The 14,118-nt window shown below is 72.7% G+C and carries 9 protein-coding genes; 7 read left to right on the top strand and 2 right to left on the bottom strand.

The window, feature by feature from the left end; genetic code table 11:
- Positions 1-7: 7 nt before the first annotated feature.
- Positions 8-1,120, bottom strand: a complete 1,113-nt coding sequence (locus tag DMB42_RS29910) for a DUF5925 domain-containing protein (protein ID WP_125638792.1) — start codon at positions 1,118-1,120, stop codon at positions 8-10.
- A 288-nt stretch (positions 1,121-1,408) separates the two neighbouring features.
- On the opposite strand from DMB42_RS29910, the gene DMB42_RS29915 reads away from it, so the two are divergent.
- The 5 genes from DMB42_RS29915 (at position 1,409) to scpA (ending at position 9,046) form a co-directional block, all read left to right on the top strand.
- Positions 1,409-3,274, top strand: coding sequence for a CASTOR/POLLUX-related putative ion channel (locus DMB42_RS29915; protein ID WP_125638795.1), 1,866 nt, complete (start codon positions 1,409-1,411; stop codon positions 3,272-3,274).
- A gap of 54 nt (positions 3,275-3,328) precedes the next feature.
- Positions 3,329-4,267 carry an S-methyl-5-thioribose-1-phosphate isomerase gene (gene mtnA / locus DMB42_RS29920; protein WP_125638798.1) on the top strand — a complete coding sequence of 313 codons (939 nt, stop codon included), beginning with the start codon at positions 3,329-3,331 and terminating at the stop codon, positions 4,265-4,267.
- Positions 4,268-4,364: 97 nt separating this feature from the next.
- The gene (locus DMB42_RS29925) at positions 4,365-5,144 is read left to right on the top strand and encodes an N-acetylmuramoyl-L-alanine amidase (RefSeq protein ID WP_125638800.1); all 780 of its coding nucleotides are present in this window, start codon (positions 4,365-4,367) and stop codon (positions 5,142-5,144) included.
- A gap of 45 nt (positions 5,145-5,189) precedes the next feature.
- Positions 5,190-6,905 (top strand): methylmalonyl-CoA mutase family protein, encoded by a 1,716-nt coding sequence (locus DMB42_RS29930; RefSeq protein ID WP_125638803.1) that lies wholly within the window; start codon positions 5,190-5,192, stop codon positions 6,903-6,905.
- Positions 6,902-9,046, top strand: coding sequence for a methylmalonyl-CoA mutase (scpA, locus tag DMB42_RS29935; protein ID WP_125638806.1), 2,145 nt, complete (start codon positions 6,902-6,904; stop codon positions 9,044-9,046). The genes DMB42_RS29930 and scpA overlap by 4 nt, the downstream gene beginning before the upstream one ends.
- Positions 9,047-9,063: 17 nt before the next feature.
- On the opposite strand, the gene DMB42_RS29940 is transcribed toward scpA, so the two are convergent.
- Positions 9,064-10,737: a serine/threonine-protein kinase gene (locus tag DMB42_RS29940; protein WP_125638809.1), complete on the bottom strand. Its 1,674-nt coding sequence runs from the start codon at positions 10,735-10,737 to the stop codon at positions 9,064-9,066.
- Positions 10,738-10,829: 92 nt separating this feature from the next.
- Here DMB42_RS29940 and meaB point away from each other — a divergent pair, with 92 nt between their 5' ends.
- A complete protein-coding gene (meaB, locus tag DMB42_RS29945) occupies positions 10,830-11,819 on the top strand; it encodes a methylmalonyl Co-A mutase-associated GTPase MeaB (protein WP_125638811.1) in 990 nt (329 codons plus the stop codon).
- Between the two features lie 163 nt (positions 11,820-11,982).
- Positions 11,983-14,073 carry a CehA/McbA family metallohydrolase gene (locus DMB42_RS29950; RefSeq protein WP_260478028.1) on the top strand — a complete coding sequence of 697 codons (2,091 nt, stop codon included), beginning with the start codon at positions 11,983-11,985 and terminating at the stop codon, positions 14,071-14,073.
- The last annotated feature ends 45 nt before the right edge of the window (positions 14,074-14,118 follow it).

Genomic DNA, 14,118 nt, shown 5'->3' on the forward strand with positions numbered 1-14,118 from the left:
GCTCACCTCACAGGTACAGGCCGGTGGACTCGTCGGCGCCGGCGGGGCTGATCTGGCGGCCCGCGCGCAGGGCGAACAGTTCGGCAAGGGTCGCGCCCGAGGCGCCGACGCCGTTCGGCGAGCCGAGCCAGGAGACGGCCTCGTCCCTGGTCAGCGGGCCGACCTCGATCTGGGCCAGGCAGCGGCCAGGACGGATCACGGCCGGGTGCAGGCGGGTCAGGTCCTCGTTCGTGGTGATGGCGACCAGCACGTCGCGACCCTGGCCGAGCAGGCCGTCGGTGAGGTTGAGCAGCCGCGAGAGCCCCTGGCCGGCCTGCGCCTTGGCGCCCGAGCTGATCAGCTCGTCGCAGTCCTCCAGCACCAGCAGCCGCCACCGCTGGGTGTCCTCGTCGGTGTCGTAGCCGACCGCCACCTCCATCAGGTAGCCCGGGTCGTTGAACAGCCGCTCGGGGTCGAGCACGCAGTCGACCTGGCACCAGTCGTGCCACTGCTTGGCCAGGGTGCGCAGCAGCGTGGTCTTGCCGGTGCCGGGCTGGCCGTGCAGCAGGATGAGCCGGCCGTTCACGCCGGCGGGCGTGGTGGCCATCAGGCGGCCGAGCGCCGGGCGCACCTGCGCCGAGTAGTTCGTACCGATCTCGTCCCAGGGCTGGGCGGTGATCGGCTTCTCCGACCGGTTGCCGCCGTGGGAGCCCCGCCACCAGAAGCCCATCTCGACGTGGTCGGCGTCGGGCATCGGCTCCTCGGCGCCGTCGATGCTCTCCTTCATCACCGAGGTGGCCAGTTCCTCGCTCACCGCCGTCACGCTCACCGTGGCGGTGCGGTTGCGGTGGCGTACGACCCGCAGGGTCCAGCCCTCGCCGCAGATGAGCCGCGACTCCGAACCGTCCTCCACCTGCGCGGTGCGCAACACCCGCCCCTCGGCCGGCCGCAGCCGCGCGTCCGGCCGCACGCGCTCCAGGTTGGCCAGCCGGGACCAGGGCTGGACGCCCGTCGCGAACGGCGACAGCGCCAGGGCGTCGATGACGTCGATCGCTGAGTCGGCGTCGTCGATCCAGATGTTCATCGGCAGCTCGGACGAGGAGTCCGGGCTGGGGAACGGCACCTCCCTGATCACAGACATAGGTAAAGGATCTCCTTCGTGGGCTCGGATGTCGAAGGGTTATGTGAGCGGTCGTTCACGTCTGCCGGGGCCGGGCACGTCATGCCGGGTGCGGGCGAGGGTGCCGCCTTTCAGCTCCAGCCAGACAGTACCCGGGATGCGGCCGCCAGTGGTCGCCCCCAAGGGAGAAAGTCGGTCACTCCGGCCGCACCCGGAGAAGACCGCCATGATCCGCCATGCGCGAACCAAGATCGCCCGGTACCTTGTGTCCTCGTGTCAAATCACTCCTTACGTGGAGGTATCGGGGAAGTGTCGAGGGTCACGTTACGCGAACGGGCGCGGTACTGGTTCGACAACACCATGTCAAGGGGGACGGCGTCGCTCATCGGCTGGCTCGCGCTGGTGTCGGTCGCCCTCATCCTCGTGGTGGCCGCGTTCACGCTCTGGCTCGCGCCCGACGAGCCCGACGGCGTCAGCGGCGCCGGGCAGGTGCTCTGGATCGCCCTCATGCACGCCCTCACTCCCAGCAAGGTCGCCAGCGACAAGGGCTCACTCGGCTACATGACCGTGATGTTCGCCGGGTCGCTCGGCGGCATCTTCATCGTCAGCATGCTCGTCGGCCTGCTGTCCAACGGCCTCAAGCAGAAGGTGGACCGCCTGCGCAGGGGCCGTTCGCGGATCGTCGAGTCCGGCCACACGGTGGTGCTCGGCTGGTCGGACCAGGTGTTCACGATCATCGCCGAACTCGTCAAGGCGCACGCCAGCCAGAAGGGCTCGGTCATCGCCGTCCTGGCCGACCACGACAAGCTGGCCATGGAGGAGGACATCCGCGAGCACGTGGGCGACCTGGGCAGGACGCGGCTGGTGTGCCGTACCGGCCGTCCCACCGAGCCGCGCGACCTCGGACTGATGAACCTGGATGACGCCCGCTCGGTCGTCGTGCTCTCCCCCGAGGGCGAGGACCCCGACGCGCACGTCATCAAGATCCTGCTGGCCCTGGCCAAGCGGGCCGGCTCGCACCCGCCCGTCGTCGCCGCCCTCGCCTCCGGCCGCAACCTCGCCGCCGCCCGGCTGGCCGGCGGCAAGGACGTGCACCTCGTCGACTCCGACGACACCGCCTCCCGGCTGATCGTGCAGTCCTCCCGCCAGTCCGGCATGTCCGTCGTCTGCATGGACCTGCTCAACTTCGACGGCGGCGAGATCTACCTGCGCGCCGACGAGGAGCTCGTGGGCGCCACCTACGGCCAGGCGCTGCACGCCTACCAGACCGCCGCCGTCATCGGCCTGCGCAGGCCGGCAGGCGTCGTGCTCAACCCGCCCATGGACACCGTCGTCACCGCCGAGGACCAGGTCATCGTCATCGCCCACGACGACTCCCACATCAGGCTCGCCACCGGCGAGCCCTCCGTGGACGAGCAGGCCGTCACCGCGACCGGCGCCACGCGACCCGAGCCCGAACGCACCCTCCTGCTCAACTGGAACGGCCGCGCCGAGCAGATCGTGCGCTACCTCGACGGCTACGTCTCCCCGGGCTCGGTCCTCGACATCGCCGCCGACCACCCCGACGCCGGCGCCGGCCTGACCGGGCTGCGCACCCTCACCGTGAACGTCAAGGACTGCGACACCACCGACAGGTACGCGCTCGAATCCCTCGGCATCGGCCTCTACCAGCACGTCATCGTGCTCTCCGACGACCGTTTCAAGCCCCACCACGCCGACACCCGTACGCTCATGACCCTGCTCCAGCTCCGCGACATGCAGAGCACGCTCGGCGAGCACTACTCGATCGTCAGCGAGATGCACGACGAGGGCAACCGGGCGCTCGCCGAGGTCACCGAGGCCGACGACATCGTCATCAGCGACACCGTCATCGGCCTCCTGCTGGCCCAGCTCGCCGAGAACCGGCACCTCGCCGACGTGTTCGGCTACCTGTTCGACTCCCACGGCTCGGAGATCTACCCCAGGCCCGCCGCCTCCTACGTCAGGACCGGCACGCAGGTCACCTTCGCCACCGTCGTGGAGGCGGCCCGGCGCAGGGGCGAGACCGCCATCGGCTATCGCGACAACCTGTCCAGGAACGTCCCGCCGCACTACGGCATCGTGCTGAACCCGGACAAGAGCGACCCGGTCGTGCTCGGCGGCAAGGACTCGGTGATCGTCCTGGCCGAACGCTGACCCCCGGCCCCGGCGCCGATCCCCGGACCGGCGCGGTGGGTTACGGTGTGCGGCGTGAGGACCATTGACTGGGCCGGCGACGCCGTCGAGCTCGTGGACCAGACGCTGCTGCCCGACCGGTGCGTGACGCTCCGCGTCGAGACCGTGGCCGAGCTCGTCGCGGCGATCCGGCGGCTGGCCGTGCGCGGCGCCCCCGCCCTCGGCGTCGCCGGGGCGCTCGGCGTCGTGCTCGCCGACGGCGACCCCGCCCAGATCGCCGAACTGCGCGCGGCCCGTCCCACGGCCGCCAACCTCGCGTGGGGCGTCGACCGGGCCGCCGCCCACCTGCGGGAGGGCAGGGAAGCGGTGCTGCGCGCCGCGCTCCGGGTCCGCGACGACGACATCGCCGCCTGCCGGGCCATGGGCGAACGCGGCGCCGATCTGCTGGAGGGCGACCGGCTCCGGATCATGACCGTGTGCAACACCGGCGGCCTGGCCGCCGTCGAACGCGGCACCGCCCTCGGCGTCGTCCAGACCCTGCACGAACGCGGGCGGCTGACCGAGGTGCTCGCCCTGGAGACCCGCCCGCTGCTCCAGGGCGCCCGCCTGACCACCTGGGAACTGGCCAGGATGGGCGCCCCCCACCGGCTGGTCGCCGACTCGGCGGGGCCGTACCTGCTGGCCAAGGGCGAGGTGGACGCCGAGCTCATCGGCGCCGACCGCATCGCCGCCAACGGCGACACCGCCAACAAGATCGGCTCGTACGCGCTCGCGCTCGGGGCCGAACGCGCCGGGGTGCCGTTCATCGTGGTCGCCCCCGAATCCACCATCGACCCCGCCACGCCCACGGGCGACCACATCGTGATCGAGGACCGCGACCCGGAGGAGATCCTGACCGTCCGGGGTGTACGCCTCGCCCCTGAGGGCACTCAGGCGCTGAACCCCGCGTTCGACGTGACGCCGCACGACCTGATCACCGCGATCGTGACCGACCGGCGGGTGATCAGGCCGTGAGCGGATGATCGAGCCCTGAAAAGGCGCGATCCCCGGACCTGCTCGCACCGCTCGCGTTACGCTCGGTCGTCCCGATATCTACTCTCGGAGAGCATCCGTGGCCATCGATCTGGTGTTACGCCGCGACTGGCAGGCCCGCGCGCCGCGCGGCGCCTACACCCAGCTTGACTCGACCAAGGGCGTCAAGGTCCACTACACCGGCGGCAGGGTCGATCCCGCCATCGTCTCCGACCACGCCGGCTGTGTGTCCCTCGTCCGATCGATCCAGGCGTACCACATGGACGGCAACGGCTGGATCGACATCGGCTACTCCTTCGTGTCATGTCCGCACAAGAAGGTGTTCGAGGGGCGGGGTCTGCACCATCTGCCCGCCGCCAACGGGCCGGGGCTCAACTCCGGTCATTACGCCGTGCTCGGCCTGGTGGGCAACGCCGGTCTCGTGCAGCCGCCCGACGGCGTCCTGCACGCGATCCTCGACGCCGTCCAGTACGTACGTGACCGGGGCAACGCCGGCAAGGAGATCAAGGGCCACCGCGACGGCTACTCCACCGACTGCCCCGGCGACCCGCTGTACGCCTGGATCAAGCGCGGCGCCCCCCGCCCCGGCGGCACGACCCCGCCCACCAATCCGCCGACGACCCCGACCTTCCCCGGCCGGCTGCTGAAGTACCCGCCGGTCATGGAGGGCGAGGACGTGCGCACCTGGCAGCGGCAGATGCGCAAGCGCGGCTGGGACGTGACGGTCGACGGCGCGTACGGGAGCCAGTCCCGCGACGTGTGCCGCAAGTTCCAGCGCGAACAGGGTGTCGACGACGACGGTGTCGTGGGCCCGGTCACGTGGAGACTGGCCTGGGAGGCGCCGCTCGCCGACGGGTAACCCCCGGGTTACTGCCGCCGTCCGGCAGCGCCTACTATCCGTTGCATGGAACTGGCAGCGGGGTTTCCTCCCACCACTCGCGACGACTGGCGGAGGCTGGCGGTCGAGGTCCTGCGCAGGTCGGGGGTCGAGGCGTCCTCGCCCGAGGCGGCGCTGTCCAGCCTGACCTGCGACGGTGTGACGGTCGCGCCGCTCTACGACGCGGGTGACGTGCCGGGCGATCCGGGCTCGCCGGGCGCGCCGCCGTTCGTGCGGGGGGCGCGGGCGGTGCCCGGCTGGGACGTACGGCAGCGGCACACCGTGGCCGACCCCGAGGCGGTGCTGGCCGACCTGGAGAACGGGGTGACCTCGCTCTGGCTGGTCGTCGGCGACGGCACGATCCAGGTGGGCGACCTGGCGGCCGTGCTGAAGGACGTCTACCTCGACCTGGCGCCGATCGTGCTGGAGGCGGGGGAGCACACGCGGGAGGCCGCCGAGGTGCTGTTCGGCCTGGCGGCCGGGCAGGGGGTCGCGCTCAGCGGCAACCTGGGCGCGAGCGGCGACGTGGGGGCCGAGCTGGCCGCGCGCTGTGCGGCGGTCCAGGGGTTGCGGGCGGTGCTGGTCGACGGCACGCCGTACCACGACGCGGGTGGCGGTGACGTCGAGGAGCTGGGGTGCTCGATCGCGCGGGGCGTGGCCGAGTTGCGGACGCTCACCGGCGCGGGGCTCACGGTTGAGCAAGCGCTAGGTCAGATCGACTTCCGTTACGCCGCCACCGCCGACCAGTTCGCCACCATCGCCAAGCTGCGGGCGGCGCGCCGCCTGTGGGCCAGGGTCGCCGAGGTGTGCGGCGCGGCCGAGCACGGCGGGCAGCGCCAGCACGCCGTCACCAGCTCGGCCATGATGACCGCGCGCGACCCCTGGGTGAACATGTTGCGCACCACCGTGGCCTGCTTCGCGGCGGGTGTCGGCGGGGCCGAGGCGGTCACCGTCCAGCCGTTCGACGCCGCGCTCGGCCTGCCCGACGCCTTCTCCCGGCGCATCGCCCGCAACACGCAGTCGCTGCTGCTGGAGGAGTCGGGCATCGGGCGGGTGGCCGACCCCGCAGGCGGCTCCTGGTACGTCGAGCGCCGCACGGCCGACCTGGCCGAGCGGGCGTGGGCCTGGTTCCAGGAGATCGAGGCCGCCGGGGGAGTGGAGGCCGCCGGTGAGCTGATCGACGCCCGCGTCGCGGCCACCAGGTCCCGCCGCGACGACGACATCGCCCACCGCCGGGCCCCGATCACCGGCGTCAGCGAGTTCCCCGATCCCGGCGAGCGGCCCCTGCGCCGGCCGCCGGCCCCGGCCGGGCGGCCCGTGGCGCGCCACGCCCAGGAGTTCGAGGCGCTGCGCGACGTCGCCGACGCCCTGCCCGAGCGTCCCAAGGTGTTCCTGGCCACCATCGGGCCGGTCGCCGCGCACACCGCGCGGGCCTCGTTCGCGGCCAACCTCTTCCACGCCGGTGGCCTGGCCACCGAGACCGCCGGGCCGGGCGCCGACCCCGAGCAGATCGCCACCGCCTTCGCCGTGAGCGGCGCCGCCGTCGCCTGCCTGTGCTCCACCGACAAGCTGTACGCCCAGCACGCCCGCGCCGTGGCCGCCGCCCTGCGTCACGCGGGGGCGAGACGGGTCTGGCTGGCGGGGAAGGGAGACTACGAGGGCGTGGACGCCTGCCTGTACGCGGGGTGCGACGCGCTCGCCGTGCTCCGTCAGACGTTCGAGGACCTGGAGGTGCTCCGATGATCCCCGACTTCACCGGCGTCCCGCTCGACGGGGGCTCGGGCCCCGGCGCGGGCGCCGTCCCTGAGGGCGAGGTGTGGGAGACGCCCGAGGGCATCGGGGTCAAGCCGCTCTACACGGCCGCCGACCTCGACGGGCTCGACTTCCTGCGGACCTACCCCGGCGCGCCGCCGTACCTGCGCGGGCCGTACCCCACCATGTACGTCAACCAGCCCTGGACGATCCGCCAGTACGCCGGCTTCTCCACGGCCGAGGACTCCAACGCCTTCTACCGGCGCAACCTGGCGGCCGGGCAGAAGGGCCTGTCGGTCGCCTTCGACCTGGCCACCCACCGGGGCTACGACTCCGACCATCCGCGTGTGGCCGGCGACGTGGGCATGGCCGGGGTGGCGATCGACTCCATCTACGACATGCGGCAGTTGTTCGACGGCATCCCGCTCGACCGCATGTCGGTGTCGATGACCATGAACGGCGCGGTTCTGCCCGTCCTCGCGATGTACATCGTGGCGGCCGAGGAGCAAGGCGTCGCGCCGGAGGAGCTGGCCGGGACCATCCAGAACGACATCCTCAAGGAGTTCATGGTCCGCAACACGTACATCTATCCGCCGACGCCGTCGATGCGCATAATTTCGGATATTTTCGCTTATACGAGCGAAAAGATGCCGAAATTCAACTCGATCAGCATTTCTGGGTATCACATCCAGGAAGCCGGGGCGACCTGCGACCTCGAACTCGCCTACACCCTCGCCGACGGCGTCGAGTACCTGCGCGCCGGCATCGCCGCCGGCATGGACGTCGACCGGTTCGCCCCCCGGCTGTCGTTCTTCTGGTGCATCGGCATGAACTTCTTCATGGAGGTCGCCAAGCTGCGCGCCGCCCGGCTGCTCTGGGCCAAGCTCGTCGCGCGGTTCGGGGCGGCCAACCCCAGGTCGCTGAGCCTGCGTACGCACAGCCAGACCTCGGGCTGGTCGCTCACCGCCCAGGACGTCTTCAACAACGTCGCCCGCACCTGCGTCGAGGCCATGGCCGCCACCCAGGGCCACACGCAGTCGCTGCACACCAACGCCCTCGACGAGGCGCTCGCGCTGCCCACCGACTTCTCCGCCCGCATCGCCCGCAACACCCAGCTCCTCCTCCAGCAGGAGTCGGGCACCACCCAGGTGATCGACCCGTGGGGCGGCTCCTTCTACGTCGAGCGCCTCACCCACGACCTCGCCGAGCGCGCCTGGGCCCACATCGAGGAGGTCGAGGCCGCCGGCGGCATGGCCAGGGCGATCGAGGCGGGCCTGCCCAAGCTGCGCATCGAGGAGGCCGCCGCCCGTACCCAGGCGCGCATCGACTCCGGCCGCCAGCCGGTCATCGGGGTCAACAAGTACCGCGCCGCCGACGACGAGCCGATCGAGGTGCTCAAGGTCGACAACAGCGCCGTACGCGCCCAGCAGCTCGACAAGCTGGCCCGGCTCAGGGCCGAACGCGACGGCGAGGCCGTAGAGCGCGCGCTCGACGCGCTCACCAAGGCCGCCGAGAACCCCGCGCCCGGCCTCGACGCCAACCTGCTCAAGCTGGCCGTGGACGCCGCCCGCGCCAAGGCCACCGTCGGCGAGATCTCCGACGCCCTGGAACGGGTGTTCGGCCGCCACGCCGAGCAGGTGCGTACGATCTCTGGGGTGTACCGCGACGAGTCCGGCCCGGCCGAGAGCATCGAACGCGTCCGCAGCGCCTGCGCCGACTTCGAGCGGCACGAGGGCCGCCGGCCGCGCATCCTGGTCGCCAAGATGGGCCAGGACGGCCACGACCGGGGCCAGAAGGTGATCGCCACCGCCTTCGCCGACCTCGGCTTCGACGTCGACGTCGGCCCGCTGTTCCAGACGCCGGAGGAGGTGGCCAGGCAGGCGGTCGAGGCCGACGTGCACATCGTCGGCGTCTCGTCCCTGGCCGCCGGGCACCTCACGCTGGTGCCCGCGCTGCGGCGCGCGCTGGCCGACCTGGACGCCGAGGACATCATGATCGTGGTGGGCGGCGTCATCCCGCCGGGCGACCACGACGAGCTGCGGGCCGCCGGCGCCGCGGCCATCTTCCCGCCGGGTACGGTGATCGCCGACGCCGCCCTCGACCTGATCCAGACCCTCCGCGAGCGCCACTAGACCCCGCCCGGCGGGGGTCAGAGCGGAGTGTCGTCGCAGAGGGTGACTTCGATGGTGCGCTGCCGGGTGACCGGGGCGGTGATCCGCAGCGTGACGGTGTGGGGTCCGGAGCTCGTCAGGGTGCTCGGGGAGGTCAGGTAGCGCCGGCCGTTCTCGGTCACCGTGGCCGAGGAGCGGGTGGTGACCGCGCCGTCGATGATCCAGGCGTACTGGAGGGTGACCGGGTCGCCGGTCCTGGCCACCGCGGCCTGGAGGCGTACCGCGCCGTCCCAGCAGTCGCCGTTCCTGGTGCCGCCGGAGGGGCGTAGGGAGCCCAGGGTGAGGAGGTCGGGGAGCGGGCTCGGGGTGCTCTCCGACTGCGGCTCCGGCCCGCTCGTACGGGTGCGCCTCGGGCGTGACGTGGGCGAGGCGGCCCCGGTCGTGGCGGGGGCGCCGGCGGCGTCCGCCGCGTCGCCGGCCGTCGGCGTGGGCGTCGAGGGTGTGAGCCACACGATCGCGCCCGCCAGCACCAGCACGGACACCCCGGAAACCCCGGCCACCATCGCCGTCTTCACCCGCCTGCGCACCCGGCCCGGACGCCGCGCCCCCGGACCGGCCGGTTCCGGCACGTGCTCCTGCGGCTCGGCCTCCCCGAGGGTGTCGGCCTCGGACAACCGGGAGTCGGTGAGGTGCGGCTCAGGGACACCCGGTTCGGTGAAGTGCGGTTCGGGGAGGTGCGGGCCGTCGGGGTGAAGGCGTGGAGGCGGCGGCCCGAAGTCGTGCGGGGCCGCCGGCTGCGGATCGGGGCGCTCCGGCAGGGGAGCGGGCATCGCCGGGGGGCCGCCCGCGACCAGGCGCATGCCGGGGATCGCCGGAGGGCGGACCACCGCGGGCGTCTCGTACGAAGCCGCGCGGGGAGCGGCGGCCGGCGGGCCGCCGAGCAGGCGGAGGAGCACGTCCCGCATGGCCGGTCGCCGCTCCGGGTCCTTGGCCAGGCAGTCGAGCACCGCGTCGAGCAGCGGTTGCGGCAGGTCACCGGTACGGGGTTCGTCGTGCAGGATGCGGTTGATCACCGCGGGCAGCGAGTCGTCGCCGAACGGCGGCACCCCCGTCGCGGCGAACACGATCACCGAGGCCCACGCGAACACGTCCGCCGGCGTGCCCGCCCGCCGCCCCGAGAGCTGCTCGGGCGCCATGTACGCCGGCGTCCCCGTGATGGTGCCGGTCGCCGTCACCCCCGCCCCGAACGCCGCGGACATGCCGAAATCGGTCACCCGCGGCCCGCCCGGCCCGCGCCGCACGTTGGCCGGCTTGAAGTCCCGGTGCACGACGCCCGCCTGATGCACGGCGGCCAGCGCCGTCGCGGTCGCCACCGCCAGCCGCTGCAGCTCCGCCCCGCCGCGCGGCCCTCCGGCCTCCTGCAACGAGCGCCCGTCCACGTACTCGGTCACGATGTACGGCCGCCCTCTGGCCGAGGCGTCGAGCACCTGCGCCACGCAGGACGGCTCCACACCGCGCGCGGCGGCGATCTCCCTGGCGAACGCCTCGCCGGCGGTCACGCCCTCGGCCAGCACCTTGACGGCCACCGGACCGCCGTCGCGGCCGCGCGCGAGGTAGACCACACCGTGGCCGCCCGCGCCCAGCCGCCCGGCCAGCCGGTAGGGTCCCACCGCTGCCGGGTCGCCCTCGCGGAGGGGTTCGACGTTGGGCATGAGGGGAGTGACTCCTGTGACGGCTGTGATCAGAACTCCAGCACCTTACTGGCAAATATCAAGACTTGTCAGAAGTTAGGCTGATCATGCAGATGAAAGGGGTGAACCGGGTGCGCTCGCTGGAGGACTACGCCCAAGGTGTACGGGCAGGCTCCCGTACGTGGATCGCCCGCGCGATCACGCTGGTCGAGTCGACCAGGCCCGACCACATGGCACTGGCCCAACGGCTGCTCGTCGAGCTCACCCCGCTGTCCGGACGGGCCCGCCGGGTCGGTGTCTCGGGCGTGCCGGGGGTGGGGAAGTCCACGTTCATCGACGCGCTCGGCACGTACCTCACCGGCCAGGGGCACAAGGTGGCCGTGCTGGCCGTCGATCCCTCCTCGACCAGGACGGGCGGCAGCATCCTCGGCGACAAGACCCGCATGGCCCGGCTGTCTGCCGACCCGGCCGCGTTCATCCGCCCGTCGCCGACCTCCGGCACGCTCGGCGGCGTCACGAAGGCGACCAGGGAGGCCATGGTGGTCGTGGAGGCCGCCGGGTTCGACGTGGTGTTGGTCGAGACCGTCGGGGTCGGGCAGTCGGAGACCGCCGTGGCCGACATGGTGGACACGTTCCTGCTGCTGACGCTGGCCCGTACCGGTGACCAGCTCCAGGGGATCAAGAAGGGCGTGCTGGAGCTGGCCGACGTGATCGCGGTCAACAAGGCCGACGGCGAGCACGGGCTCGCGGCCAGGAAGGCGGCCAGGGAACTGGCCGGGGCGCTGCGCATGTTGCGTTCGGACCCGCGTCCCGGCTTCGGGCCGCCACCCGTACTGACCTGCAGCGGCCTGACCGGGGACGGCCTGGAGGAGTTGTGGCGGCGGGTCCTGGCCCATCAGGACGCGCTCGACCTGGCCGCCAAGCGCCGAAGCCAGCAGGTCCAGTGGACCTGGACCCTGGTACGCGACCGCCTGCTCGCCGAACTGCGCCACGACCCCGAGGTGGCGGCGATCACGGCGGAGGTCGAACGGGAGGTGCTGGCGGGGGAGCTGACCCCGTCGCTCGCCGCCGACCGCCTGCTGTCGGTGTTCAAGCGCCCCTGACCCGGCGGCGATCCCGGGGTTGTCTCCACCCCGGGATGAACAGACTTGCGCCCCGGGCAGAAATATCCATATCCGCAGAGTCATCGCCGATCTACACATTGTGTGGGACATGTCACGATGTCCCGCAACCGACGTGGGGAGAAGCGCGATGTGTGCGGAACCGATGTTGCCCGAGACAGTCGCCGGGGCCCTGGAGGAGTACGCCGGACTGCTGGCCGGGCACGGCATCACCTGGGGCGAACCCGAGATCCACTACGTGAGGTTCTTCGCCAGGCGCCGGGTGTTGCCGCCCGCGCGGGTCGGCACGTTCTGGCGCCTGGCCTTCGAGGAGGCCGCCCGGCTGCACCCGGGCGAGCCGATCGACCGGCTCGGCCCCCACCTGGCCGAGGCCGACTTCGACCGGGTGCTCGGCGTCGCCCTCGACGGCGAGCTGCCGCCGCACCTGGTCGCGCTGCGGATCGGGCCGGAGGGGATCGAGCTGCGGGGCGCGTCGAGAACGGTCCTGACCCCGGCGGCCCCCGCGCCCGCCGTCCCGCCGCCGCCCGGACGCGGCGAGGAGAAGATCTTCCTGCTCGTCGACTCCGCCCGCGACACCCCCTGCCCGGTCACCGTGGACGACGCCCACCGGGAGCTGGCCCCCCACGGCGCCTGGCTGGTCGAGGCCGACGACGACAGCGTGATCGTGGCCGACGGGCGGCGCGTCCGGCTCGACCTCCTGCTGCGCTTGATGCCCGCCGCCCGGCTCACCCTGGTGGCGGGGGAGCCGTGCCGGTGGAGCGTCGCCTCCCGGGACGGCCGCGGCTGGTACCCGCCCGGCTTCCCCAGCCGCCACGACTACCACGGCAGGCCGTACTTCCATGGCGATGGCCTCACGCTCGACGTCCCGGCCGAGCCCCTGACGATCACCGTCACGAGAGGCATGGAGTACGCCGAGTCCGCCCTGGAGCTCACCCTCGACCCCGGCGAGGAGCGCGTGGTCCGGATCGCCCCGCAACGCCTCTACGACGCCGCCGCCCGCGGCTGGTACGGCGGCGACCTGCACGTCCACCTCAACTGGGCGGGCGACGTGGCCGGCGGGCCCGCCGACGCCGCCGCCGCCCAGCACGGCGAGGACCTGCACGTGCTGAACCTGCTGGCCGGCAACGTCTCCGGCGCCCGCGTCTACGACCGGGAAGCCCTCGACCACTGGGCCGGGATGGACCTGCCCTGGTCCGACGCCACGCACGTGGCGCGCATGGGCGTCGAGTACCGCAACGACCTGCTCGGCCACGTCTACGCCTTCGCCCCGGACCGCGCGCCGGGCCGCTTCCACACCGGCTTCGACGGCGACGCCGACTGGCCGCCGAACGCCGACGGGCTGCGGGAGCTGCGCGGCCTCGGCGCGGTTCTCGGCTACAGCCATCCCTTCTCCGTCCCGGTCGGCGACGGCGACCCGCCCAAGGCCGTCGTCTCCCCGGTGCCGCGCAACTGCGCCGCCCGCGAGCTGGTCGCCGACGCCGCGCTCGGCCTGGTGGACAGCCTCGACGTGCTCACCCACGCCTCGATCGCGTCCACCGCGGCCGTCTACCGGCGGCTGATCGGCGCGGGCAACCGGCTGGCTGTCACCGCCGGGACCGACTCGATGATCTCCTTCACCCGTTCGGACAACCAGTCCAACCCGCCCGGCTGGGCCCGTGTGTACGCCCGCGTCGAGGGCGGGCTGAGCGCCCGGACGTTCGCCGACGCGGTACGGGCCGGCCGCACGTTCGCCACCACCGGCCCCTGGCTGGAGCTTTCGGTGGACGGGTACGGCCCCGGCGACGTCGTCGACGCCCGCCCCGGCGACCACGTCCGCGTCACCGCCACCGCGATCGGTCCTGAGGTGGCCGCCGTGCGCATCCGTACGGCCGAGGGCGTGCGCGCGGGCGCGGAACGGCTGCTCGCCGACGAGCGGCGCCCGGACGGCGAGGAGCGGCTGACCGTGACGGCCGAGCTGCGCGTGGACGAGCCGACGTACGTGATGGCCGAGGTCGTGTGCGACCCGCACCCGCGCACGATGACCGGCACCGGCTACGCCCTGACCAGCCCCGTCCACGTGGACGTGGCCGGCCGCCGGGTCGCCAGGCGGGAGGACGTGCTCTGGTGCCTGGAATGGCTGGACCTGCTGGAGGAGCTGATCAGGTCGCACGCCCGCCTGGCCACCACCGGCCAGCTCGCCGACGACGTCGCCCTGCTCGACCAGGCCAGAGAGGTCTACCGAAGCCGCCTGTCCTGAGGCCTCGCCATCGAGCCGTCTGGCCGAGTGTGCTAGATTTTGGCC

This window comes from Nonomuraea sp. WAC 01424, from assembly GCF_003947315.1.
GTDB classification, from domain to species: Bacteria; Actinomycetota; Actinomycetes; order Streptosporangiales; family Streptosporangiaceae; genus Nonomuraea; species Nonomuraea spiralis.

Excerpts from the sequence above, each read along its gene's own strand:
- DMB42_RS29910 (WP_125638792.1), bottom strand. The coding sequence starts at position 1,120 with ATGTCTGTGATCAGGGAGGTGCCGTTCCCCAGCCCGGACTCCTCGTCC.
- DMB42_RS29940 (WP_125638809.1), bottom strand. The coding sequence starts at position 10,737 with ATGCCCAACGTCGAACCCCTCCGCGAGGGCGACCCGGCAGCGGTGGGA.
- DMB42_RS29950 (WP_260478028.1), top strand. The coding sequence starts at position 11,983 with ATGTTGCCCGAGACAGTCGCCGGGGCCCTGGAGGAGTACGCCGGACTG.
- DMB42_RS29930 (WP_125638803.1), top strand. The coding sequence starts at position 5,190 with ATGGAACTGGCAGCGGGGTTTCCTCCCACCACTCGCGACGACTGGCGG.
- meaB (WP_125638811.1), top strand. The coding sequence starts at position 10,830 with ATGAAAGGGGTGAACCGGGTGCGCTCGCTGGAGGACTACGCCCAAGGT.
- scpA (WP_125638806.1), top strand. The coding sequence starts at position 6,902 with ATGATCCCCGACTTCACCGGCGTCCCGCTCGACGGGGGCTCGGGCCCC.